Origin of the sequence: Roseibium limicola, from assembly GCF_017313085.1 — a bacterium.
GTDB lineage: Bacteria > Pseudomonadota > Alphaproteobacteria > Rhizobiales > Stappiaceae > Roseibium > Roseibium limicola.
This window is the reverse complement of the sequence record NZ_JAFLNF010000001.1, coordinates 543047-566103: the sequence shown is the minus strand read 5'-3', so window position 1 is coordinate 566103 and position 23057 is coordinate 543047. Positions and strand designations below refer to the sequence as shown.

22 protein-coding genes are annotated in these 23057 nt (G+C 57.3%); 10 read left to right on the top strand and 12 right to left on the bottom strand.

Annotated elements, in window-relative coordinates; translation table 11 throughout:
* Positions 1-81 precede the first annotated feature (81 nt).
* The 3 genes from J0X15_RS20330 (at position 82) to J0X15_RS02455 (ending at position 2464) form a co-directional block, all read left to right on the top strand.
* The gene (locus J0X15_RS20330) at positions 82-1821 is read left to right on the top strand and encodes a mechanosensitive ion channel family protein (protein WP_206937940.1); all 1740 of its coding nucleotides are present in this window, start codon (positions 82-84) and stop codon (positions 1819-1821) included.
* 86 nt (positions 1822-1907) lie between these two features.
* A complete protein-coding gene (locus tag J0X15_RS02460; protein ID WP_206937938.1) occupies positions 1908-2066 on the top strand; it encodes a YqaE/Pmp3 family membrane protein in 159 nt (52 codons plus the stop codon).
* Positions 2063-2464 carry a DUF4112 domain-containing protein gene (locus tag J0X15_RS02455; protein ID WP_206937936.1) on the top strand — a complete coding sequence of 134 codons (402 nt, stop codon included), beginning with the start codon at positions 2063-2065 and terminating at the stop codon, positions 2462-2464. Before J0X15_RS02460 ends, J0X15_RS02455 begins: the two co-directional genes overlap by 4 nt.
* Here J0X15_RS02455 and J0X15_RS02450 read toward each other — a convergent pair.
* From J0X15_RS02450 to J0X15_RS02420, 7 genes are all read right to left on the bottom strand, one after another.
* Entirely contained in the window at positions 2461-3204 is a 744-nt protein-coding gene (locus J0X15_RS02450) for a copper homeostasis protein CutC (RefSeq protein WP_206937935.1), read from the bottom strand. The genes J0X15_RS02455 and J0X15_RS02450 overlap by 4 nt on opposite strands.
* A gap of 12 nt (positions 3205-3216) precedes the next feature.
* Positions 3217-4425 carry an MFS transporter gene (locus tag J0X15_RS02445; RefSeq protein WP_206937933.1) on the bottom strand — a complete coding sequence of 403 codons (1209 nt, stop codon included), beginning with the start codon at positions 4423-4425 and terminating at the stop codon, positions 3217-3219.
* 70 nt (positions 4426-4495) lie between these two features.
* Entirely contained in the window at positions 4496-5953 is a 1458-nt protein-coding gene (locus J0X15_RS02440) for a M81 family metallopeptidase (protein ID WP_206937931.1), read from the bottom strand.
* An 11-nt stretch (positions 5954-5964) separates the two neighbouring features.
* A complete protein-coding gene (locus tag J0X15_RS02435) occupies positions 5965-7887 on the bottom strand; it encodes a beta-N-acetylhexosaminidase (protein ID WP_206937930.1) in 1923 nt (640 codons plus the stop codon).
* 26 nt (positions 7888-7913) lie between these two features.
* Positions 7914-8684 (bottom strand): SDR family oxidoreductase, encoded by a 771-nt coding sequence (locus J0X15_RS02430; RefSeq protein ID WP_206937929.1) that lies wholly within the window; start codon positions 8682-8684, stop codon positions 7914-7916.
* A gap of 44 nt (positions 8685-8728) precedes the next feature.
* Entirely contained in the window at positions 8729-9592 is an 864-nt protein-coding gene (locus J0X15_RS02425; protein WP_206937928.1) for a MurR/RpiR family transcriptional regulator, read from the bottom strand.
* Positions 9593-9614: 22 nt separating this feature from the next.
* Positions 9615-10001 (bottom strand): RidA family protein, encoded by a 387-nt coding sequence (locus J0X15_RS02420; RefSeq protein ID WP_206937927.1) that lies wholly within the window; start codon positions 9999-10001, stop codon positions 9615-9617.
* A gap of 120 nt (positions 10002-10121) precedes the next feature.
* Between J0X15_RS02420 and J0X15_RS02415 the strand changes: the two genes are divergently transcribed.
* From J0X15_RS02415 to J0X15_RS02405, 3 genes are read left to right on the top strand one after another with little or no spacing between them, the layout of a single operon-like run.
* Positions 10122-10604, top strand: coding sequence for a hypothetical protein (locus tag J0X15_RS02415; RefSeq protein ID WP_206937926.1), 483 nt, complete (start codon positions 10122-10124; stop codon positions 10602-10604).
* 40 nt (positions 10605-10644) lie between these two features.
* On the top strand, positions 10645-12114 hold the full coding sequence (locus tag J0X15_RS02410; protein ID WP_206937925.1) for a M81 family metallopeptidase: 1470 nt from the start codon (positions 10645-10647) through the stop codon (positions 12112-12114).
* Positions 12095-13210 (top strand): D-TA family PLP-dependent enzyme, encoded by a 1116-nt coding sequence (locus tag J0X15_RS02405; protein ID WP_206937924.1) that lies wholly within the window; start codon positions 12095-12097, stop codon positions 13208-13210. Before J0X15_RS02410 ends, J0X15_RS02405 begins: the two co-directional genes overlap by 20 nt.
* Positions 13211-13278: 68 nt before the next feature.
* Here the strand turns inward: J0X15_RS02405 and J0X15_RS02400 are convergent, their stop codons facing one another.
* The 5 genes from J0X15_RS02400 to J0X15_RS02380 form a co-directional block, all read right to left on the bottom strand.
* On the bottom strand, positions 13279-14403 hold the full coding sequence (locus tag J0X15_RS02400; protein ID WP_209015042.1) for an ABC transporter ATP-binding protein: 1125 nt from the start codon (positions 14401-14403) through the stop codon (positions 13279-13281).
* A gap of 100 nt (positions 14404-14503) precedes the next feature.
* On the bottom strand, positions 14504-15730 hold the full coding sequence (locus J0X15_RS02395) for an extracellular solute-binding protein (RefSeq protein WP_408015316.1): 1227 nt from the start codon (positions 15728-15730) through the stop codon (positions 14504-14506).
* Positions 15731-15773: 43 nt separating this feature from the next.
* Positions 15774-16631: a carbohydrate ABC transporter permease gene (locus J0X15_RS02390; protein ID WP_206937919.1), complete on the bottom strand. Its 858-nt coding sequence runs from the start codon at positions 16629-16631 to the stop codon at positions 15774-15776.
* Entirely contained in the window at positions 16628-17512 is an 885-nt protein-coding gene (locus J0X15_RS02385; protein WP_206937917.1) for a carbohydrate ABC transporter permease, read from the bottom strand. The genes J0X15_RS02390 and J0X15_RS02385 overlap by 4 nt, the downstream gene beginning before the upstream one ends.
* An 11-nt stretch (positions 17513-17523) precedes the next feature.
* The gene (locus J0X15_RS02380) at positions 17524-18708 is read right to left on the bottom strand and encodes a Gfo/Idh/MocA family protein (RefSeq protein ID WP_206937916.1); all 1185 of its coding nucleotides are present in this window, start codon (positions 18706-18708) and stop codon (positions 17524-17526) included.
* 436 nt (positions 18709-19144) lie between these two features.
* Here J0X15_RS02380 and J0X15_RS02375 point away from each other — a divergent pair, with 436 nt between their 5' ends.
* Genes J0X15_RS02375 through J0X15_RS02360 form a run of 4 tightly spaced genes read left to right on the top strand, consistent with a single transcriptional unit; the run spans position 19145 to position 23057 of the window.
* The gene (locus J0X15_RS02375; protein WP_206937915.1) at positions 19145-19897 is read left to right on the top strand and encodes a GntR family transcriptional regulator; all 753 of its coding nucleotides are present in this window, start codon (positions 19145-19147) and stop codon (positions 19895-19897) included.
* A gap of 15 nt (positions 19898-19912) precedes the next feature.
* Positions 19913-20935, top strand: coding sequence for an SIS domain-containing protein (locus J0X15_RS02370; protein WP_206937914.1), 1023 nt, complete (start codon positions 19913-19915; stop codon positions 20933-20935).
* On the top strand, positions 20935-22122 hold the full coding sequence (nagA, locus tag J0X15_RS02365; RefSeq protein ID WP_209015007.1) for an N-acetylglucosamine-6-phosphate deacetylase: 1188 nt from the start codon (positions 20935-20937) through the stop codon (positions 22120-22122). Before J0X15_RS02370 ends, nagA begins: the two co-directional genes overlap by 1 nt.
* Positions 22092-23057: an ROK family protein gene (locus J0X15_RS02360; protein WP_206937913.1), complete on the top strand. Its 966-nt coding sequence runs from the start codon at positions 22092-22094 to the stop codon at positions 23055-23057. The genes nagA and J0X15_RS02360 overlap by 31 nt, the downstream gene beginning before the upstream one ends.

Below are 23057 nucleotides of genomic sequence, written 5' to 3'. Positions count from 1 at the left end.
GGTTTATTGGAACCTTTAATCTGGCGAGGCATTCGCCCGGTAAGTTTCAAACGGTATTCAGACTTTGCGGGGGCAATCAGGGTGATCAAGGCGTTGCGCGAGGATGGTTGGGTCGGAGCTCCAAAGCGCTGGTGGCTGCTTCGGGTTGCGATGCTTGTGTTCATCGGGCTGGCCTCCTTGTTTGCTCCGACCGTGGAAGCACAAGAAAACTCCGCCGACGTCTGGTATGAAGTTGAGGGCTTGAACCCTGGTCTCGATGACGCACTGGCCGCGCGTGCCCAGACGCCACGGGATCTGATCAAGCAGTTCCTGAATCTGACTGAAAACGAACGCTTCGCTGAAGCGGCTCAGCATCTCAACCTGAACGATCTGGACGAGAAGCAGCAGGCGGCGCTTGGAGCGGAGCTGGCGCATAAGCTGGCGGATGTGCTTCAACGTCGCGTTGTGATTGACTGGTCTTCCTTGCCCGAGCGTCCGGACGGGATGAATGTCAATCTGGCGTCCAGTCATCCTTTTGCAGGCAAACCGCGCAGGACGCTGTCCATTGCAGAACTTGCAGTGCGCGGCCGTCCGAGAACCATCAGCATTTCGCGGTTCAAGCCCGAGGAAGGAGAAGCAGTCTGGCTTTTTTCTCCGCAGACTGTCGCCAATATCCCGAAACTCTATGAGCTGTATGGCCCTGCCTGGCTTATTCGCCATATTCCAGAGCCGCTCAGAGGAGAAGCTATCGGCAACGTTCGGGTTTGGGAGTTGCTGGTGCTGCCTATCCTTCTGTCGCTGGCCGTTGGCTGTTTTCTTGTTATGCAGCGGGTTATCGAGGCTGTAGCACGCCGCACGCCAATCAATTGGGTCAAACGCGCCTCGCACAAAGTGCGGACGCCGTTGGCGATGGCGCTGACGGCACTTCTGCTGCAGAACCTGCTTGAAACTCTCCTCAGCTTCTCCGGGCCGATCACATCGTTTTTGACGCCAACGCTGCTGGCCACCATTATTTTTTGTCTGACGCTGGCCGTTTTGCGGGCGATCGATGCGACGCTTGAGCTGGTGACGGAGAGATACGTCGGAGATCTGGATAGCGAAGGTGATTCCGACCGCCGACATTTCTACACGAACATCTATGCGGCCCGACGCTATGTCCTGTTGGTGGCTGTGGTCGTGACACTGGTGTTGGTGCTGATGCAGCTCAACCTGTTCGATAGTCTGGGTATGTCGCTGCTGGCTTCCGCCGGTGTTGCCACGGTGGTTCTGGGGATTGCCGGTCAAACGGTTCTGGGAAATCTGTTGGCCAGCCTCCAGATCGCGATCGCCAAGCCAATCCGTATTGGCGACGCCATCCAGTATGAGGGCAAGTGGTGTTACGTCGAGGCAATCTATTACACCTTCATCACCTTGCGGGCCTGGGACAGTCGGCGACTGGTGGTGCCGGTGAAGTACTTCATTTCTCACCCGTTTGAGAATTGGACGATGACCGATGCCAAGACAACGCGTACTTTTTCGCTGGAGCTGGATCCCGCCGCCAAGCCAAGCGTCCTACGTGAGGTGTTTGAGAAGATCGTCAAGGACGAGGAGCATCTGCTGGAGGACGAACTGCTTCTTGTGACCGTCGATGAATATTCCAGCGTCACCCAAAAAATCATGTTCTACGCGACGGCCGACAGTCCGACTGAGGCGTGGATGATGAATGCCCGGCTTGCTGAGCGCATGGGCGACTGGGTACGGGAAAACCATCCGGAATGGTGGCCACGCCTGCGCTTGAACGCATCGGGGATTTCTGCGGGCTGCAGTGGTGAGGCTATACGCGCGTCTGCCAAGCCTGCCTGAATTTCAAATGATGAAAACAGCGGATTTATTGGAACCTAGATACCACTGTGACGTTACCAGACCAGTAATCAGGAGACAGTAATCAAATGGATATCATCCGCATTATTTTTGCCATCCTTCTTCCGCCTGTCGGTGTGTTCCTTCAGGTCGGGCTTGGTCTTCACTTTTGGCTGAATATTCTTCTTACGATTTGCGGATACATTCCGGGGATTGTTCATGCCGTCTGGATCATTGCAAAACGATGACCCAAGCTGATTTCTCAGTTGCCAAAGACGGTAAGCGCGGGCTGCTCAGTGATGAGCAGCTCGACACGCTTGAACTTTGGCTTGATCGGCGTTTTGCATTGCCGGGCACATCCTTTCATATCGGTCTGGATGGCCTGGTCGGGCTGGTGCCCTTCGTAGGTGACATGGCCGGTGCTGCGTTTTCGTGCTTTCTCATTTCAGAAGCTGTGAGACGTGGTGCGCGAAAGCGAGCCATCGCCAAAATGGCGTCCTACGTCGTCGTGGATTCCTTGCTTGGGACCGTGCCGCTGGTCGGTGACTTGTTCGACTTCGGTTTCAAGTCCAATGCCAAGATCCTGGCGCGTTTGCGCGAGGAACGTGAACATCTGGCGCGCACGCGTAATTCCATCGACCTTTAACGGTTCGTCGAAAGCGCTGCCTTCAGCTTTGCAACAAATGCAGCATCCGTCTTTTTCGGATTTGCCGTTTCAAAACCGAGCTGGCGAACTTTTCCGCCAGCTCCTGCTGTACTTACGGAGCAGGATGAGTGGATCTCCGTCAGCTTTAGGCCCGTCTGAAATTTTGCGATGTTCGAAAGTTTCACACCGCTCCCTGGCATGATCGTGATCCGGCCTTTGGCAGCTTTCTGCAGGCGCTGAAGCGTTTCTAGACCATCAGCAGCGGAGGACTCTCCGCCTGACGTCAGAATTCGCGAAAATCCTAGTTCAATCGCAATTTCAAGAGCTTCTCTCATGTCGGGGACGAGGTCGAATGCCCTGTGAAGGGTCATGTCCAAACCGTGAGCGTGATCTGCCAACAATTTCAGGGCACCGACATCGAGTGATCCATCTTCGCGTGAGGCACCGATCACAACGCCTGGGAGTTCATTGGCGCGGACGGTGTCGATATCGACCTTCAGACAATCCAGCTCGGCGTCCGAGTAACAGAAGTCTCCATCACGTGGCCGCAGCAGTGGATAGACAGGGATGGAGCTATTGGCTGCTTCTTTCATGAACCCGGCTGACGGAGTTAGCCCGCCGACGGAGAGTGCCGAGCACAGTTCAATGCGGTCAGCCCCGCCGGCGATGGCCTGAGCAAGCCCATCGGTGCTGTCAACGCAGACCTCAAGCAGGACGGAAGAGACGGGCTTATTCTGCATCGAAGCAACTCCCTAGAGCGTGGGGTGAGATCTTTTTCTATCCAGACCATAGACAAGAGCAATTCCGGTAAGACCGGCCAGACCACCAAGGATTGACGTTCCACCGTATCCGGAGATCCAGGTGCCGAGACCAAAGATCAGCGAGCCGAGACCGGCACTGAGGAACATGTTGACCGATATCAGCGAGCTTCCCAGGCCGGCAAGATCGGGGATCAACTCCTGCAGATAGGTTATCGGCAGACTGATAATGGCCGCAGCGCCGAAGCCGCTTAGCAGACAGAGCGCGTAGACATGCCATGGAGCCGAAGCCTGTCCAAGCAGCACAAGATAGGCAACGTAAAGCAATGAGCCCCCGCAGATCGTCGTGACCGGACCGAATTTTGGCTCAAGCCGCGCCCAGAACAGAATGAAGACGATCTCCAGCACCGCGACGATGCCGATGACGACACCGACATCCGCGAGCGTGCCGCCAGCGATTTTTGTCGTGACGAGCGGCAAGACTGCTGCATTGACGTGAAGAGTTGAGGTGATCAGGGCAATCGCCAGCAATCGTATGAAGACAGCCGGTTTGGCAATGCGTTTCAGCGAAGCGCGAAAGCGTACATTCTGGCGCAGGGATTCGTGGACTGCCGGTGCTGGGGGAAGTGCAAACAAGAACAAACCCAGGCAGACAACACAGGCAAGAGCAGCAACCAGGAAGGCGGGCAACATGCTGTCGGACTTGGCCAGCAAAATGCCGATCAATCCGGGGACCAGAACCCAGGACAGAGAGATCATGGCTCTGACGGCGGAGTTCACGCCGCTGAGTTCGCGGGAGGGGAGGCCGATGGAGAAAGCCTTGACGTTGGCGAATATGAGTGAGTTCAGTGCCCCGAAAATCGGCAGCAGAAAAAGCAGAGCGATGACAAAGGCAGTGCTATTTGCGCCAAAGAAGACCAGCCCGTTGCCGACTATGCCAAACATGGTGACGACCAAAAGTGCTTTGCGGTATTCGCCCAGGCGGTCGGACAGAATGCCGATGAGGACGCTGGCAGCGACATTGACGATGGCTGCTGTGAAGATAATCGCCGAATAAGCCGCATCGCTCAGGCCGAATTCCTGAATGGCAATGACAGATTGAAACGGGGCGATGGCCGCCCCGGAAAAGCCGAAGAAGAAAATGGCAAAGGCGCAAACCCGGATAGGGGGATTGCGCCAGGCAGCCGTATACATTTCAAGCATGTGTCTAAAGCCGACAGGGGGTGGGGCGATCAGTTGCCCGAATTTGAACTGCTGATCGAATAGGAAACGGTTACTCCGCCCAGCGAGCAGAGAAACGAGCTTCGGGTTTGTACTCGAAATCCTTGTTGAAAGGATAGGCCGGACCGTCGCGCCGTTCGTTAGCCAGTGTCTCAATATCCTGATTGACCACACCCTGGGTGAGGGCCATCAGGTTCGGGTTTGAGATCGGAGCCAGATCCGGCGAAAGATAGCCGGACTTTACCACCAGCATCGGAACACTACGTGGGTCGAGGTCGAGGCGCTCGAAGTCGACAAAATTGTGATAGGGACGGCGACGTGCCGCGAGCACCACGGTGTTGCCTTTCACATCGACCACCGCCTGACGTTCATCACGGGCGCTGTCTGCCTGATTGTCCAGACGGATCACCTTAGCCTCGACTTTGACGGAGCCTCCTGCCGGATCCAGGGAGGCGCCGATCGAAAGCGTCAACCTCGCGCCTTCACCTGCAGCAAAGCAGGCGTCGACGGCAGGTTTGTCGGTGATCCCTGCAAAGAGGACATCGCGCATGCCACGCTCCAGAACGGCATTGAGAACATCAGCTCTGTCGCCAACCCCGCCACCTGTCGGGTTGTCGCCGGAATCGGCAAGGATCAGAGGTTTGGTTTGGGTCTTTTGGGCGATATCCAACATCTCATCCAGCGGGCCTGTCACAGGTCCAAAGCGGAAGTCTTCGCGGGCTGCCCAATAGGAGGCTGCTATGGCTTCCGCCGCTTTTGCTGCAGCTGCCCGGTCTGTGCCAGTCACCACAGCGCAGGCCGTGGCGCGGGGCTCGTCGGCCCAGACGTAGCCAACCATAAGATTGGCGTCCAGCACGCCGTCGAGTTTGTCGAGGTGAGGCAGCTTGTCATAAAGTCCGTCTGCTGGCGCGTCTTCCGTCGAGGTGCGTTCGCCGGGAAGAAGAACGGGGATCTTTGCCCATGCAACGCCCGGACGGATGCCTGTTTCCAGGCTCGTTAGCAGCATTTCGTAAGAGCGGATCATGGTTTCGCGCACGTCGATGTGCGGGGCCGTGCGATAGGCTGCAAAGATATCGATCTGATCGATGATCTTCTGGCTGACGTTGCCATGCAGATCATAGCTGACGGCTATCGTCATTTCCGGCCCAACGACTTCACGTACCGCAGAGATCCAGTCGCCTTCTGCGTCGAAAATGCCATCCACATGCATGGCGCCATGCATCGCCAGATAGACGGCATCCACCGGAAGTGCCTGACGGAGGCGGTCAAGAAACTCCACCTTGAAGCCTTCGTATGTCGTGCGCGCCAGAGGACCGCCCGGGACAGCGCGGGCGTGAAGGAGCGGTGCGATCTCCGGCGTGGGCAGGTCTTTGCCCGGAGTGAGGAGAAACGAGAAGTAATCCGCGGAAAACAGATCTGCGCCCCGCAGGACAAAAAAGTCCTGTGGTTGCATCAGAACAGGGGAGTAGGTGCTGCATTCTGTATGAATGCCGCCAACTGCGATACGCATGAGTTGTGACCTCAGAGTTGCGGGGCATGTGGAGCGATGGCGGCAAAGCGCAACCAGTCCTTGTTGGCTTTTGGTGTCCAGCCTGCTTCAGCTACGGCACACAGACGCGGGAAGACCAGGCGATTGAAATAGGCGGTCGAGAGGAAGTGCTCGCACCAGATGCAGGCCTGGACACCTTTCATGTGAGGGCGCAGCTCCTCGGGGAAGTCGCCCTCCGCCTCATAGGCATAGCTGTGGGCAGGGGGAACGGTGCCCGCCCAACTGGCGCCCGGTTCTTGCCAGGCGTCGTCCTGGACCATGTCAAGGTAATAGGCCTGACCAGGGGTCATGACCACATCATAGCCCTGTTTCGCCAAGGCAATTCCGACCTCCGGCTTTTGCCAGGCCATGAGCAGGGTGCCAGTAGGATCTACCCCGCCACCGTGAGCAACCTCATCCCAACCGGCCAGCTGGCGCCCGCGCTCGGCCAACATTTGTTGAATGCGTTTCATGAAATAGGACTGAAGTCCGAAGGTGCCATCCAGCCCCTCTTCCTGCATCAGCTTTTTGGCGAGAGGCGAGGTCATCCAGGATCCGTCCGCCACTTCGTCGCCCCCTATGTGGAGATACTTGCTCGGGAAGAGAGGGACGATTTCATCGAAGACCTTGGCGAGGAATTCATAGGTTTCTTCGATCGCCGGATTAAGTGCATTGTTGGGAAAACCCTGGACCGAATGATAGCTGTCGGGCGCTTCCTGACCATCGGTAAGATGCTGCAGTACGGCTAGCGTAGCCGCATTATGGCCTGGAATGTCTATTTCCGGAATGACCTCAATGCTGAGCGAGGCGGCATGCGCGACGATTGCCTTGACCTCTTCCTGGGAGTAGAAGCCTGCGACTGGTTCAGCCGCATTGCCGAGCTGCGGCAATAGAATTTCGTCCGGGCCGCGGGTTGCACCGAGTGTCGTGAGCTGTGGATAGGCCTTGATCTCCAGGCGCCAGGCTTCGTCGTCGCTGAGGTGCCAATGGAAGATGTTCAACTTGAACCAGGCGAGGATGTCGATAAGTCGGGTGACATCCGTTGTCGGGAAGAACTGCCGTGACACGTCGAGATGGCACCCTCGCCAGCCGTAGCGTGGGCTATCCTCAATGGTGCCTTCCACCGGAAAGCTGAAAGTATCGGGATCGATGCGCGCACCGTGCAGCAATTGGGCAAGCGTCGTCAGTCCGTATTGCAAGCCCGCGCTGGCGGAGTACGTCAGAACCACTTCTTCCGGGCTGAAAGTCAGCTTGTAGGCGACATCTTCGAGCGTGCTATCAGTAACAAGTGAAAGTGTACGGCCCTCGTTCACAGGCTTCAGGGCGAAGGGAACGTGTGCGGAGGGAAAGAGGCGCTGGAACAGAGTCTGAACCCCATACACAGCCTTGGCGGCTTCCGGGCTGGCTTCATTGGCCAGGCAAAGAGCAACCGGGTAGGTTTCGCCCGCCGACAGCTTCGATGATTTCGGCCAAGGCTGTAGGAAGTAGGGTTCGCTCACCTTGCCTTCTGGCAGCAGTTTGGGGGCGGGCTCGCTGTGTCGACCTTCCAGCATCAGATCGCCCACAGCGCAGGTGTGGTGGCTTCCATCGGCCAGCGTGACATAGGCGGACTTTGCCCCATCCGTCCGGTGTTTGGCGGGTCGATGCAGACCGTCGATGCGGAATGACCAGGAGGCGCCCGGGGCGAGCGAAAAACCCTCCGGCGGGGTAACTTCATGAAAGTTGGCGTTGCGGCGCGAGAAAATCGCGTTGTTGCAAACAGCGTCTTCGGTCACCCGGGTCAGGCTGGTGAAAACCAGACGGAAGCCGCTGATCGCTTCATCAGACATATTGTGAAGGACCATACAGAAACCGCCGGTCAATTTGCCCTCAAGAGGGTGCCAGCTGTTTTCGAGCACGAATACGGGGGAGTTCATCAAGGCGTCCTCTGGAAATCTTGGTCTTAGTAATGATCGGATTGGCTGAAGGTTCGGGCGAGTTCTGCCTGACCGGCGAGAAGACCGCAGTCGACGGGCAGGCAAACGCCGCTAATGGCGCTCGCTTCGGGGCCGGAGAGAAACGCCACAGCGTTTGCAACGTCGAGCGGTCTGGCGACACGCTGCAGCGGATACCAGCGCTTGGCTTCTTCGAACACGTTGGGATTTGCGGCGGCACGCTCTTCCCAGGCCTGGGTGCGCACAGTTCCTGGTGCGACGGCATTGCTGCGAATGCCGTATTTGCCATACTCGACGGCAATCAGCTTCGTCAGATGCACCATGCCGGCTTTCGCAGCGCTGTAGGCTGGATGCCCAAAAACACCGAGACCGTTGACCGATGCAATATTCACAACGCTGCCGGAGGTTTCCCGTAATGCGGATTCCAACGCCTGAAACGTCAGATAACAAGCCTCCAGGTTGAGGACCATGTCCTGCTTGAAGATCTCTGGCGTGGTGTCGCCGAGACTGACGGCCCGTGCGGCGCCGGCGTTGTTGACGAGCGTGGTCACTCCGCCCAGGGCCATGGCACTTGCCGCCATGGCTTTGCAAGCCGTTGGATCGGTGACATCACACACATGCGGCGTGAAGGCATTCCCCAGGTCTCTGGATATCGAGGCGAGCGCCTCTTCATTCAGGTCAACGAGAAGGATCTTGTCGTGCGTTTGAGAAAGGCGCTGGGCGATGGCCAGGCCAATATCACCAGCAGCGCCGGTGACGACGGCAACGGTTCCAGACATATCGTGTCCTATTTGGCAATGAGACCAACCCGCAGGGTGGGGAGTTAGTCTCCGAGAAGTTGCCTGTCGTCTTCATCCCGATAGGCAACCAGTTGTTGTTTGATCTGGCGCAGGGTGACTGTCGCCCGCGTCTTGTCTTGGTAGGCGGTCAGATTGGCCAGAATGTCGACGAGGGCCAGATAGGCGAAGCGGGTCGAGGTGGGACGGAAAATGTTGTTTCCCTCTGGCATGTCGACCGGAATGACATGATCGGCGGACCGGGCAACCGGACTGCCGCCTTGTGTCAGGGCAACGGTGGTAGCGCCGGCCTCGCGCGCCAACGTGAAGACTTTCACGAGCTCCTCGTTTCTTCCCGAAAAGGAAGAGCCGATCACCACATCCTGCTGGCGGGCAGCGGCTGCCAGCATCATCTGCATGCCGTGGTCGGAACAGGCGGAAATGCGCAGACCCAGGCGGAAGAGCCGGTTTTGCAGTTCTTCTGCAATCAGCGAAGAGTTGCCGCCGGAGCCGAAGGCATAGACCATCTCGGCGTTGGACAGAATATGGGCTACCGTCTGTGCCAGATCCGCATCGAAGGACCGGTGAAACAGGAACAGGGCATTCTGGGCCTTGGTGATAATGTCTTCTGCGACATCTGCAGGTGCGGTGCTCTTGGCTTCCGGGTTGAGGTAGCGGGCTCCGACGAAGGTGGTCTTGGCCAGCTGCACCTTGAAATCGGCGAAGTTCTGGCAACCCATCCGGCGGCAGAAGCGGGTCACTGTGGGCGGCGAGACTTCCGCACGTTCCGCCAGCTCGACGATGGACGCATTCACGGCGAAGTCGAAATCATTTAGCAGAATGTCGGCAATACGTTTTTCCGCCTGCGACAGCTGTTCGTGTTCCGCTTGAAGTCTTGCCAGAATGTCCATCGTGAGCCGATCTTGTTTGCAGTTAAGCCTTTGATTTGTAGGCTATGCAATCGACCTCAACCTTGCAATCGACCATCATGGAGGACTGCACGCAGGCACGGGCCGGCGGGTTTTCACCAAAGTAGCTCTGGTAGATCTTGTTGAATGTCCAGAAATCGCGCGGATCGTCGATCCAGACGCCGCAGCGCACCACATCCGCAGTGGAGTAGTTTGCTTCTTCCAGGATGGCGATCAGGTTCTGGATCGCCTTGTGGGTCTGCGGGATGATGCCGCCTTCGATGACTTCGCCGTCTTCCATTGCCACCTGGCCGGAGACATGCAGCCATCCGTCAGCTTCGACGGCGCGGGCGAATGGCAGGTTCTGACCGCCGGCGCCAGCCTTTTCAGCGCCATATCTCTTGATGCTCACGTTGATTAACCTTTGCAGTTGGTGCAAAAAATTTTCTTTATAGATTGACAAGAAACCATAATGTGCCGAATTTGACTAGGAAAAATAGCCATTTGTGAAAATAATTTAGAAAGTACGGATATGCGGGACCCTTTCCTCAATCCTTTCCCATCTGTTGATGAAGGCCGCCGCGCCATCTGGGAGATGCTGGTGACACGCGACATTGCTGCCTTTCTGGCGGCTGATTGGTCGATGGTGGAACACGACTTCATCGAAGAGGGATTCCTCGGCATCAGCGGGAACAAGACAAAGGATCCGGATGACTGGACTTTGGCCTTTCCGACGCTTGTTCATTACCGCGACGAGTGGCTGAACCAGGCGCGCGAGTTCGCCAAAATGGAGCTTGCGGAAGACGCCAGCACCGCCATCCACACGGCGACACGGTTGGAGGAAATCGATATCCAGGGAAATACAGCGCTTGTACGCAAGAAATTCAACGGCGGCATCCGCAAGGCCGACGGCGGGTTCGACGCGATGAACTGGCAGACGCTTTACTACTGCCGGTTTCACGGGGGGCGCTGGAAAATTTCTGGTTTCACCGGCTATCTTCCTTACCCAGTCTGAAACTTGAGATCCGTCGCCGCTTCCACGTCAGGAATATCCCTTGCAGCTCTTCACCGCCGTTCTTGCCACGGAAACCAATACCTTCTCCCCGATCTGCATCGATCGCCGGGCCTTTGAGGTCTCGCTTTATGCTGCCCCCGGCGAGCACCCGGCCACGCCTACGCTGTGCTCGGCACCGCTGACGGTTGGCAGAAGGGTCTGTGCGGAGAAGGGCTGGACACTGATCGAGGGCACCGCGACATGGGCGGATCCGGCGGGGCTGATCAATAAGGCAACGTACGAAGGGCTGAGGGACGAGATCCTCGATCAGTTGCGGGCTGCCATGCCGGTGGACGGCGTCGTGCTCGGTCTGCATGGCGCCATGGTAGCCGATGGCTACCTGGATCCGGAGGGCGACTTCCTCGGACGGGTTCGCGAGATTGTCGGACCGGACATACTGGTTTGCGCCGAGCTGGACCCGCATTCGCATCTGACAGCGAAGCGTGTCGAGGCCACGGACTTCTTTGTGGTCTTCAAGGAGTTCCCCCATACGGATTTTGTCGACAGGGCAGAAGATCTCTGGCGCATCGCAGTGGATACGCTGGAAGGGAAGATCAAGCCGGTCATGTCGGTGTTCGACTGCAAGATGATTGATGTGTTTCCCACGTCCCGCGAGCCGATGCGCTCCTTCGTCGACGGGTTGCACAAACTGGAAGAAGAGGATGACGACATTCTCTCCCTGTCTGTCATTCACGGCTTCATGGCCGGGGACGTGCCGGAGATGGGCACCAAGATGATCGCGGTGACCAATGGGGTGCCGGAAAAGGGGGCTCAGCTGGCGCGCATGCTGGGGTTGCAGCTTTTCGCCAATCGCGGGTGTCACATGATGGAGCAACTGACTGTTGATGCCGCTGTGTCTCAAGCGATGGTGTCTGCTGCCGGGCCTGTCGTGATTGCCGATATGTGGGACAATCCGGGTGGTGGGACGGCGGGCGATGCGACGCTCATCCTGGCTGAACTGCTCAAGCGCGGGGCTGATGGCGTTGCCGTCGGCACAATTTGGGACCCTATCGCCGTGCAGATCTGTTTTGCTGCCGGCGAGGGTGCGGAAATCCCACTGCGTTTCGGTGCCAAGTCAGCGCCGGGTACTGGAGATCCAATCGACGGTCGCGTGACAATCGTCAAATTGCAGCGTAACGCCGAGATGCGTTTCGGGGAAAGCTATGCGCCATTCGGGGATGCTGCTCATATTCGCCTCAACGGGATCGATGTCATTTTGAACTCCGTGCGGGCTCAGAGTTTCGATCCGTCATTGTTTTCTGTCATGGGCATCGATCCGGTCCAGCAGAAGATTCTGGTTATCAAGTCGACAAATCATTTCCATGCGTCTTTCAGCAAGATTGCTGCAGAAATCCTGTACTGCTCGGCTGGTACGCCTTATCCGAATTCCCCCGCCCAGACGCCCTACAGACATGTGCGGCGGGACATCTGGCCAATGATGGAGACACCCCATGGAACAGAAGCTGTCTGAGTTGGCGCCGCAAGCCTCGCTGGTCGGCAAGCCTGTTTCGCAGCTCTCGACGCCCCTCCCGGTGATCGACGAGACGCGACTTGAGGCCAATATCGATCGGGTTCAGTCCTATATGGACAAGATCGGCAAGGCCTTCCGTCCCCATATCAAGACCCACAAGATCCCGGCGGTGGCGCAAGCGCAGGTGAAGGCCGGGGCGAAGGGGATCAACTGCCAGAAGGTGACTGAAGCGCAGGTCTTTGCCGACGCGGGCTTTGAGGACATTCTGATTACGTTCAACATTCTCGGTCTGGACAAGTTGGAAGAGCTGGCGGCTCTAAATGAGCAGATTGCCGATCTGAAAGTTGTGGCAGACAGTGCCACGACCGTGAACGGTCTCGCAGCAGCTTTTGGCCAACGTGAGAAGTCGCTGAAGGTGCTGGTTGAATGTGATACAGGGGCAGGGCGCTGCGGTGTTCAATCTGCTGCAGATGCGATCTCGCTGGCTGAGGTGATTGCCAATAGTGAAGGTTTGGCCTTTGCCGGGCTGCTGACCTATCCCAAGGCATTTGGAGAGGTTGAAACAGAAGCCTTTTTCACGGAAGCTTTGAGCGGTCTGCAGGCAAAAGGCATTGCATGCCCGATTGTCAGCAATGGTGGCACGCCCAGCTTGTTCGATGCTGAAAAAGTACCCTCTGCAACAGAACACCGTGCCGGTACATATGTCTACAACGACCGCGCCATGGCGCGTTCCGGGCATTGCACGCTGGATGACTGCGCGATGACCATTCTTGCGACGGTGGTTTCGCGACCGACCGAGACGCGGGCGGTGATCGACGCTGGCTCAAAGGCGCTGACTTCTGACCTGCTGGGGTTCCAGGACTATGGGCATGTGGTGGATTATCCGGAAGCGGTGATCACGATCCTGTCCGAGGAACACGGGGTGGTGGATCTTTCCGGAAGTGCACCAGATGCGCGGCCGCAGATTGGAGACAGGATCCGCATCATCCCGAACCACACCTGTGTAGTGTCGAACCTGTTCGATCAGATGGTGTTTCAGCGCAATGGCATCGTGACGCGCGTGGAACCGGTCGCTGCCCGCGGCCGCGTCTGGTAAGAGCGGTCTTCAATTGTAAAAGAACAGCCCGCTCCGGGATCCGGGGCGGGCTTTTTTGTTTCAGGCGCTTATTCGCCAGTGAGTTGGGACAGGTCGATCTCATGCAGCTCTGTGCGGCGTTCGAGAGCTTCGCCATTGCCCATGAAGAGGTGACAATCCTCGGCGTTGAAACCGATGGTGGCGGGTTGATCGACAGCAACAGGTGCCGCGCCTGGCAGCAGAGCGCTAAAGGCATCGTCCGTGCCCTCGTTGTAGTAGACAATCGTGTTGATGCCCAAGCGCTCGACGACGGACGGGGTGATCTTCAGCTTCACTTCGCCCTTGGCCAGATGGCAGTGCTCCGGGCGGATTCCTAAAGTCAGCTGCTTGCCAACCAGATTGGCGCGCGTCTCGACCGGCACAGTCAGGGTCTGGCCCTCACATGTGACCGTGGCCCCGTCATCCCCGACGGAGGTGCAGGTGGCGGGGAGGAAATTCATCTTCGGATTGCCGATGAAGCTGGCAACGAATTTGTTCTGAGGCTTGTGGTAAAGCTCCAGCGGGCGCCCGGTCTGTGCGATGAAACCACCATTCAGCACCACGATGCGGTCTGCCATTGTCATGGCTTCCACCTGATCGTGGGTGACGTAGATCATGGTCGCGGCCAGATCGTGATGCAGCTTGGTCAATTCCAGGCGCATATCGGCCCGCAGGGCGGCGTCCAGATTGGAAAGAGGCTCGTCGAACAGGAAGATCTTCGGTTCGCGCACAATGGCACGGCCGATGGCAACACGCTGGCGCTGACCACCGGACAGGGCGCCGGGTTTCTGTTGCAGGCGTTGATCCAGCTGCAGAACCTTGGCGACGCCGTCCACCTTTGCCTTCAGTTCGTCTTCCGGCATTTTTTCTACCCGCAAGGGGAAGGCGATGTTCTCGAAAACCGACATGTGCGGATAGAGCGCGTAGGACTGAAAGACCATGGCGATGCCGCGCTTGACGGGGGGAAGTTCGTTGACCTTTTCGCCATCGATGACGATATCGCCCTTCGAAACGTCGTCGAGGCCGGCGATCATGCGCAGCAGTGTGGACTTGCCACAGCCCGACGGGCCGACGAATACAACGAATTCACCATTCTTGATGTCGAGCGTAACGCCCTTGATGACTTCGACATCCCCGAAGGACTTCGTCACCTTGTTGAGATAGAGCTGACCCAAGACTGACCTCATATTGCCATTGCCCGGCGGCAAAGCACTTCAAACGTAGACAATGAAAGATCCGCCGCAACCGAGTGGCTGCGGCGGAAATCAACGTGACTTATTTGTACTGCTCGAGATCGGCAGCGGCTTTGGTAAGAGCTGCCTGCGGCTCTGCCTGACCGGTGACAACGGACTGAACCAGTTCGATCATGACGTTCTGGAAGCCCTTGTAGTCGGTGAAGAGCGGCTCGGGACCAGCGTTCGCAATGCCGTCGATGAACGGCTTCCAATATGGGTCCTTTTCAACGAAGGCATCAACCTTGGCAGACGGACGCAATGGAGTCAGGCCAGCGCCGCCCTGCAGCTCGTACTCGCCCTGAGGCTCTGGGGACGTGATGTACTTGGCAAACTCGATTGCCTTTTCTTCAACGCCTGTGCCTGAGAAGACTGCGAGGCTGTCGGTGATCAGCAGAGTGCCTGGGCCTTTTGCCGACGGGCCGAGTGGCAAGGTGGTGACACCCCAGTTCATGTCGGTGCCTGCTGCACGAACGGCGGCGCCGGACGCGGACTGGATCATGGCAACCTTGCCATCCAGCCAAACGGCACGGATTTCGTTCTGCTCGTAGGCGGTCGGGCCTTCGACGGAGTAAGGCGTGATGTCCTTGTAGGCCTGAAGGGCTGCGAGAACTTCAGGGCTGTCCATCACGATGTTGCCATCGGCGTCGATGATCTTGCCCTGGTTTGTATAAACCCAATGCATGAACTGGTGCATGGTGTTGTCGAATGTCTTCGCTGGAAGGCCGTAGCCCGGAATGCCGGTCTTTTCCAAGATGATCTTGGAGAACTCGATCTCTTCAGCCCAGGTCTTCGGCGGTGTTTCCGGATCCAGACCGGCTTCCTTGAAGAGGTCCTTGTTCCAGTAGAGAGCCTTGGTGGAGAAAGCGATCGGCACGCCCCACTGGGTGCCGTCGAAAGTCACTGTGTCGACGATGTTCGGATAGTAGCTGGCTTTTTCGTCATCGGTCATCGGGACCGGGACGATGAGGTCGTTTTCTGCGAACTGCTTCAGAGTACGCGAGCCGACATAGGCCATGCCGACCGGGGACCCGGCTGCGGCAAGTGTGGTTGCCTTGTCCTGGCACTGGGCCCAGCCAACAACTTCAGGTGCGATGGTCCAGCCTTCGTTGGCGGCTTCCCATTCCGCAATGTACTTCTCGTGGATCGGGTCGATCTTGTCGCCGCAGTAGATCCAGCTGATTTCTTCTGCCTGAACCGCTGTCGTAACACCGAATGCAGAGGAACCTGCAAGGGCAAGGGCGCAAACCCCAAACTTCAATGCTTTCATAGTCATCTGATTTCCCTAACTCTTGTGGAAGGACGGTTTTTTATTATTTGACCGCGCCAGCGGTGAGCCCGTTGACGAGATAGCGTTGCAGAAAGAAAATCACGATCATGGCAGGCGCAATGCCGACAAAGCTGGCTGCCATGAGTTCGTTCCAGATCACTTCCTGGCGGCCGAAGTAGGCGAAAAGCCCAATCGGCAAAGGCATGTATTCCGTTTTGGAATTGAAGGTCAGCGCATAGATGAACTGCTGCGCATAGGCCCCGATGAAGGTGGTAATCGCCACGACGGTGATGCCGGGCATGGCGAGAGGCAGGATCACGCGGCGGAATGTGTAAATGCGTGATGCGCCATCCGCATAAGCGGCTTCCTCAAGCTCTTTCGGGATCCGCAGCATGTAGGTGCGCAGAAGCCAGATGGCTGTCGGAATGAGAAAGGCAACGCCAGGGACAATCATGGCCGCATAGGTATTCAGAATGCCCATGGAGCGCATCAGACGGAACAGTGGAATGATTAGCACCGCACCGGAGAACATGTTGACGGCGAGGAACGCGCCCAGAAGCGGGCCACGACCGGTAAAGCGGAACCGGGCGAAAGCGTAGGCGGCTGGCACCACCAACAGCAAGACGATGACAGTCGCGACGGTGGAGATGAAGATCGAGTTGAAGACGTATCGTCCAAACCCCGGCACGCTATCCCACATGGTGAAATAGGCATCGAAGGAGCCGTTCTCAGGCCAGAACTTGTAGGGCGAAGAGAACAGCCGGCTGAGAGGCTTCAAGGAGACCAGGAAGCCTTCGACGAAGGGTGCCAGGACGAAGATCATGAAGACGGCAATTCCGGCGTAAATCGCGATCGTCTCGTACCAAGCGTAGCGATTGATCATGGCATTCTTGTTGCTCATCGTGCCGTCTCCGGTGAAATCCGACTTGTGACGCGGAAGTAGAAGAAGCAGAAGATCGACAGGAAGATACAGATCAGGACGGCACGTGCAGCGCCTTCTCCATATTTGTAGGATCCGATTGCCGTCTTGTAGGTGTCGATGATCATCGTGGTGGTGGAGCCGCTCGGTCCCCCCTGGGTGAGGATCCAGATGATGTCGAAGGAGTTGAAGGTCGAGATCAGCGAGATCATCGACATGGTGATGAGCGCCGGGATGATCAGTGGCAGGGTGATACGGCGAAAGCGGTACATGCGCCCCGCGCCATCGGTCCATGCGGCTTCATAAAGATCCTGAGGCACCGACTGGATGGCTGCCAGCATGTAGAGTGTGACCATCGGAACGCCAATCCAGACGTCGGTCACGATGGTGGCCCAGAAGGCGGATGATCCGTAGGCGAGGAAAGCAACCGGGCCGTCGACAACGCCCCAATTCTGCAGGACGCCGGAAATCATTCCGAACTGACCGTTGTACATCCAGCCCCACATGAAGATGCCGATTGCCATCGGGACTATCCAGGGCGGCATTGTGAGGATGCGGAAGAGGGTGCGTCCCGGCACGGCGGTGTTCAGCATGATGGCGCCGAAGGTGCCGATGACCATTTTGATCAGCACCGAGAAGAAGGTCCAGACAAATGTCCGGATCACCACCGCCGCAAAGGTCTCGTTGAAAATCTTGTCGTAGTTGATCCAGCCTACGTAGCTGTAGGTTTTTTTCAGGGAAGCGTTGGTGAACGACAGATGGACGGTGTCGATAAGTGGGTAAATGACGATTACCGAGATGTAGAGCAGCGAGGGCAGCAGCAACATCCAGGCGAATATGACAGCGCTTTTCTTGGCGTTCATCTGGGAGCCCCTTATGCCGACTTCAAGGGAAGAGCGGCGGCTTGGCCGCCGTGCAGGGCAGCGTCATATTGTTGCCAGACAGGGGCGAGATCGACCACCTTGCGCGACAGTCGGGCTTCGTCCATTGCAAGAGCCAGAATACCGGCCTCCAGTGCGTCCAACGCGGAAACCGGAAGTGGCGCGCCGTCCTTGATGTGCTTGAATACGTCCTCGGCCATCTGTTCATCCGCACCATAGTGATGCGAGGTTGCTGATGGGGCCTGATACTTGTTGGCGATGACCTTCTCATTGTCATGAGCGCGATGCACGTCGAGGAAACCACGGACGAAATCGCCTTCCGCCATGCCTTTCGCGCCGACAACGCAGAACCGACGGAATTCATCGGGGACGTTGAGGTTGGTGTGGAAGGTCATGGAGACGCCGTTTTCGTATTCCACGATGGCTGTCTGGTAGTCGATGATATCACCGTCGCTGTCGAAAACCTTGTCTGCGCCTTGCCAGCCGCTCGGCTTGCGATGGTAGACTTCCAGGTCGTTGACCCCGGCGTTTTGAGGTGCATTGGCCGGGGTGAAGCTCTTGCGTCCGCCGAAGCTGGCGACGAAGCGTGGGCGGGCGCCAACGACGCCGTTGTAGAGATCCAGATCGTGGCAACATTTTTCCAGTATGAAGCTGCCGGCGTATTCCGAGTAACGCCGCCAGTCGCGCATGAAGAATGCGCCGTGATAGGGCTGGATGTGCTCTGAAGCCTCGATGGAGACGACCTCGCCAAGGCGACCGTCTTCCTGAGCCTTGCGAAGATCCTTGTAGAGCGGGGAGTAGCGCAGTACGAGGCCGACCAGCAGGCGGTCGTGACCATGGGTGTTCAACAGCTCGGCAAGCGCGTAGCTCTGCTCGATGCTCATGACAATCGGCTTTTCGCTGAAGACTTTCAGACCCGCTTCAAGCCCAAGGCGAATGTGGTCAAGGTGCATATGGTTGGGAGAGCCGATCATCAGGAGATCCATCTCCTGACCTGCAATCAGCTCTTCGGGTGTCGCGTAGGATTGCCCGGCTGTGAGCCCATGTTCTTCAAGAACAGGCATGCCAGCCGGCGCGGGGTCCGTGTAACCGACAATCTCGAAATCCGGATCGATCTGATTGAAGATATACCCGAGATATCCGAGCCGGAATCCGAGTCCAATGATCCCAACTTTCATTCCTGTCGACCCTCTGATCTGTAAACCAGTTACGTAATTTATTTTCTTCAAACTGCGACGAATGCGCGTTCTGGTCAACACAAAACCAAAATTTGGCTGTCACATGAAAATAAATTTCATGATTATGGGCTGCACAGCTCGTGTCTCGTCAGAATTGGCAGGTTCTCCTGTTTCCGTCTTTGAGATCTGATATCATTTTGAAAATTCAAAACCAATTATGATACCAATGCAATACCAAATTAGAGAAAATTTACGCATAATTTGGATTTGGAACATGGATCGCGAGAAAAATCGGCTGCCTAGCGCAACGCTCAGATGAGATTTGCCAGAGAGAGTGAAAAAAAGTTCGACAAACTCAAAATTGGTATTTATTTGGTATCAATACGCCGTTCGCCTCTGGGGCATTCGGCAAGGTATCAAGGGGCGACTGGCTGCCATGGGTGGAATACCGAGCTTGAGCGGATTTCAGGAGCGCTATGAGGGCCCTCTCTATGTGAAGCTGAAACTTGCATTCGAAGCCGCCATTCTGTCTGAGCAGCTTGCTCAAGGCGATGCGCTCCCAGCGGAGCGTGATATTTCGGAAATTTGCGGTGTGTCCCGCGTGACGGTTCGCAAGGCCATCGATACTCTGGTCGAAGACGGGGTTCTGGTGCGGCGCCATGGGTCAGGAACATTCGTGGCCGCGCCTGTGCAGCGTATGGATCAACCCTTGTCGCGGGCGACAACCTTTACCGAGGACATGGCACGTCGCGGCCTGGTGGCGTCTTCGCAATGGCTGTTGCGGGGGGTGTTTATGCCGAATTCGGACGAGATGATGGCATTGGGCATCAGCGGCAACAATCGGGTGGCCCGCCTTCACCGGGTGCGGCTGGCCGATGGCATTCCCATGGCGCTGGAATATGCGTCTCTGCCCGAGACTATTTTGCCGGACCCGGAATCAGTCAGCAACTCTCTTTACGCGCATCTGGAAGTACGTGGGGCGCGACCTGTCCGCGCGATTCACCGGATCTCAGCGCAGCTTTTGACAGACGAAGAAACCCAACTTTTATGTGTGCCGACTGGCGCGGCGGCTCTGCTTGTTCAGCGTGTCGCCTATCTGGCGTCTGGCCGCGTCGCCGAAGTGACCAAGACACTCTACCGTAGTGATTTGTATGACCTGGTTGCCGAGCAGGCAATCGGTCCAGCCTGAAGTGAAAGCGAAAACATGCCGTCCAATATGTACAAAGAGATCTGCGAGATACCCGAAGCGATTTCTCGTCTTCTGTCGCAGTCCGATGGAGACATGCGGGCTGCTGGCAGCAAGTTGAAATCGCTTGATCCTTCTGTTCTGGTAACCGTCGCCAGAGGGACATCGGATCATGCCGCGAGCTTTCTGAAGTATGCGGTGGAGTTGCAGGCCGGGGTTCCGGTCGCCTCCCTGGGGCCGTCTCTCGCCTCGATTTACAACCGCACCCTGAAACTGAAGGGAAGTGCGGCTCTGGCAATTTCCCAATCCGGAAAGAGCCCTGACATCGTCGCGCTCGCCGAGATGGTGACAAAGTCGGGTGCCTACTCGGTTGGTCTGATCAACACGATCCCATCACCGCTGGCAGATGCCAGCGCAGCCGCGATCTCCCTTGCTGCGGGACCTGAGTTGGCCGTCGCGGCAACAAAGACCTACTTCAATTCGATTGTGGCTGGTCTGTTCATTCTGGCCGAGTGGACGGAAGACGAGGAGTTGAAAAAGGCATTGGCGCTGTTGCCGGAGCAGGCAGAGCAGGCCTTGAAGCTCGACTGGTCGGCGCTTGGTAATCGGTTGACGGATGCGCAGTCGCTGTATTTCCTCGGGCGGGGTCCCTCGCTGGCGATTGCCGGCGAAGCGGCTTTGAAATGCAAGGAAACCTGCGAACTGCACGCTGAGGCCTATTCTTCCGCCGAAGTTCTGCATGGTCCGGTTTCACTTGTAGGCAATGGGTTTCCGGTTCTGGTCTTTGCAGCTGGCGACGAAGCCGAGATGACTGCCGTTGACGTTGCCGATCAGCTGGCTGGCAGGAGCAATGAGGTCTTTGTCACGTCGTCCAAGGCCAAAGCTGCGCATGTGTTGCCGTGTGTTGAGGGCGCGCATCCTTTGACTGATGCTCTCTTGCAGATCATTCCCTACTACAAGATGGTGGAACAGCTTTCCCGAGACCGCAATTTCAATCCGGATTCCCCGGCTGTCCTGCAGAAGGTGACTGAGACCCTATGATGCCGACGGCTCAAACCGAAATCTCTCCGGTGCTTGTTACCGGAGCGCGCATTTTCGACGGCCATGCGTGGCATGAAGATCGTGCTCTTGCTGTGAGTGGCAGTGTGGTTGCGGGTATTGGCGACGAAGCGGCGTTTCAACGCGCATCGCAACGTCACGACTGCGAAGGCTGTCTCATTGTTCCGGGCTTTGTCGATTTACAGGTGAACGGCGGTGGCGGAGTGCTCCTGAACAACGACCCATCCCTGGCTGGTATTCAGAAGATCTGTTCTGCGCATAGGGCATTTGGCACGACAGCCTTGTTGCCAACATTGATCACGGACACGGCCGAGATCACGGAGCGCGCTATTGCTGCCGGTGTGGCTGCAACCCAGGCGAAAGTTTCCGGTTTTGCGGGGTTGCATCTGGAAGGGCCACACTTGTCAGTGGCACGCAAGGGCACTCATTCCCCCGATCTTATTCGACCGATGACCGAAGACGACGTGCAACGCCTCGTGGAAGCAGCTTTGCTCTTGCCGAAACTGCTGGTTACTTTGGCACCTGAAAGCACCACGCCGGATCAGGTGCGGGCGCTGGTCGAAGCCGAGGTCGTCGTCAGTCTTGGGCATTCGAATGCAGGGCTGGATGACATCCGAAAGTTCGTTGCCGCCGGGGCGACGATGGTCACGCATCTGTTCAATGCCATGAGCCCGCTTCATCACCGGGATCCGGGTCTGGTCGGGGCTGCTATCGGGTTGGGAGAATTAAGCTGTGGTCTGATTGCGGATGGTCACCACGTTGACCCGTTGGCCATCCAGATTGCGCTGGATGCAAAGCGAGGCCCGGGGCACGTGTTTCTGGTGACCGATGCCATGTCTTCCATCGGCTCGACTGAACAGAGCTTCCAGCTGAATGGCCGCGAAGTTTTCCGCCGAGGTGGTCGCCTGACCCTGGCCGACGGCACACTTGCCGGAGCTGATATCGACATGCTGTCCTGCGTCAGGTTCATGATCAAAACCATCGGGATGGGTCTTGACGAAGCGGTTCGCATGGCGACGCGCTATCCCGCAGAAGCATGCGGACTGGATGGTTTCGGCCTGCTTGCCTCCGGTAATCGGGCAGACTTTCTGGTTCTGAACAAGGACATGGACATACAGGCGAGCGTGATCGGTGGCGAATGGCTGGATCATCGGGAGCTGGTGGCGTGATCGTCTGCTTCGATATCGGCGGCACGACCATCAAGGGGGCCTATGCGCATGGTCCTCAAGAGGTTGTACCCGTCCCACGGGTACCAACTCCGATAGACGACTTCGATGAATTTGTCCGTCAGTTGGCTGCGGTGATTAAGGCGGCTCCGCAAAAGCCGAGTTGCGTCGCACTTTCCATTGCCGGGATCGTCGATCCGGACATCAACACAATGATCGTTGCGAATATCCCATGCATTCACGGGCGGAATCTGGTCGCCGATCTGGAACGCCTCCTCAAGCTCCCAGTCGTGGTCGCGAATGACGCGGACTGCTTTGCGCTGACAGAGGCGACGTATGGCGCTGGCAAAGGGCACGACATCGTCTTCGGCGCTATTCTGGGGTCCGGTGTGGGCGGAGGACTGGTGGTTCGGGGAGAGCTCATCAATCAAAATGGTGGGTATGCCGGTGAATGGGGTCATGGGCCCATATCCGCCATTCAGGCCGGTGTACCTGCTCGAAGCGTACCGCAGTTTGCCTGCGGGTGCGGGCAGACCGGGTGTCTTGATGCCATTTGCAGCGCTCGCGGACTGGAGCGCATTCACCATCATCTGCATAGCCGGAATCTGACCAGCCTGGAGATCATCGACTGCTGGGAGCAGGGGAATGAACAGGCGGAAAAAACAATTTCAGTTTATGTGGACCTGCTGACCGGCCCATTGGCTGTCCTGGTGAATTTGACCGGAGCGTCGCTCATTCCTGTGGGCGGTGGCTTATCCAACGCGAGCGGTCTGATCAAACGGCTGGATGAACAGACCCGAGCGCGTACATTGCGTAAATTCCGCTGGCCTTTGGTGGTTCCGGCGCAGGCCCGCGTTGAGCCCGGACTGATCGGCGCCGCCATTTTGGGTTTTCAACGGCTTGAGCAGGCTTTGGAAATGCCAAAAGCGGAAGCTTGA

Bases quoted from the DNA above. Each gene is read 5' to 3' on its own strand.
- J0X15_RS02460 (WP_206937938.1), top strand. From the start codon at position 1,908: ATGGATATCATCCGCATTATTTTTGCCATCCTTCTTCCGCCTGTCGGT.
- J0X15_RS02455 (WP_206937936.1), top strand. From the start codon at position 2,063: ATGACCCAAGCTGATTTCTCAGTTGCCAAAGACGGTAAGCGCGGGCTG.
- J0X15_RS02450 (WP_206937935.1), bottom strand. From the start codon at position 3,204: ATGCAGAATAAGCCCGTCTCTTCCGTCCTGCTTGAGGTCTGCGTTGAC.
- J0X15_RS02445 (WP_206937933.1), bottom strand. From the start codon at position 4,425: ATGCTTGAAATGTATACGGCTGCCTGGCGCAATCCCCCTATCCGGGTT.
- J0X15_RS02440 (WP_206937931.1), bottom strand. From the start codon at position 5,953: ATGCGTATCGCAGTTGGCGGCATTCATACAGAATGCAGCACCTACTCC.
- J0X15_RS02435 (WP_206937930.1), bottom strand. From the start codon at position 7,887: ATGAACTCCCCCGTATTCGTGCTCGAAAACAGCTGGCACCCTCTTGAG.
- J0X15_RS02430 (WP_206937929.1), bottom strand. From the start codon at position 8,684: ATGTCTGGAACCGTTGCCGTCGTCACCGGCGCTGCTGGTGATATTGGC.
- J0X15_RS02425 (WP_206937928.1), bottom strand. From the start codon at position 9,592: ATGGACATTCTGGCAAGACTTCAAGCGGAACACGAACAGCTGTCGCAG.
- J0X15_RS02415 (WP_206937926.1), top strand. From the start codon at position 10,122: ATGCGGGACCCTTTCCTCAATCCTTTCCCATCTGTTGATGAAGGCCGC.
- J0X15_RS02405 (WP_206937924.1), top strand. From the start codon at position 12,095: ATGGAACAGAAGCTGTCTGAGTTGGCGCCGCAAGCCTCGCTGGTCGGC.
- J0X15_RS02395 (WP_408015316.1), bottom strand. From the start codon at position 15,730: ATGAAAGCATTGAAGTTTGGGGTTTGCGCCCTTGCCCTTGCAGGTTCC.
- J0X15_RS02390 (WP_206937919.1), bottom strand. From the start codon at position 16,631: ATGAGCAACAAGAATGCCATGATCAATCGCTACGCTTGGTACGAGACG.
- J0X15_RS02385 (WP_206937917.1), bottom strand. From the start codon at position 17,512: ATGAACGCCAAGAAAAGCGCTGTCATATTCGCCTGGATGTTGCTGCTG.
- J0X15_RS02380 (WP_206937916.1), bottom strand. From the start codon at position 18,708: ATGAAAGTTGGGATCATTGGACTCGGATTCCGGCTCGGATATCTCGGG.
- J0X15_RS02375 (WP_206937915.1), top strand. From the start codon at position 19,145: ATGGGTGGAATACCGAGCTTGAGCGGATTTCAGGAGCGCTATGAGGGC.
- J0X15_RS02370 (WP_206937914.1), top strand. From the start codon at position 19,913: ATGCCGTCCAATATGTACAAAGAGATCTGCGAGATACCCGAAGCGATT.
- nagA (WP_209015007.1), top strand. From the start codon at position 20,935: ATGCCGACGGCTCAAACCGAAATCTCTCCGGTGCTTGTTACCGGAGCG.
- J0X15_RS02360 (WP_206937913.1), top strand. From the start codon at position 22,092: ATGGCTGGATCATCGGGAGCTGGTGGCGTGATCGTCTGCTTCGATATC.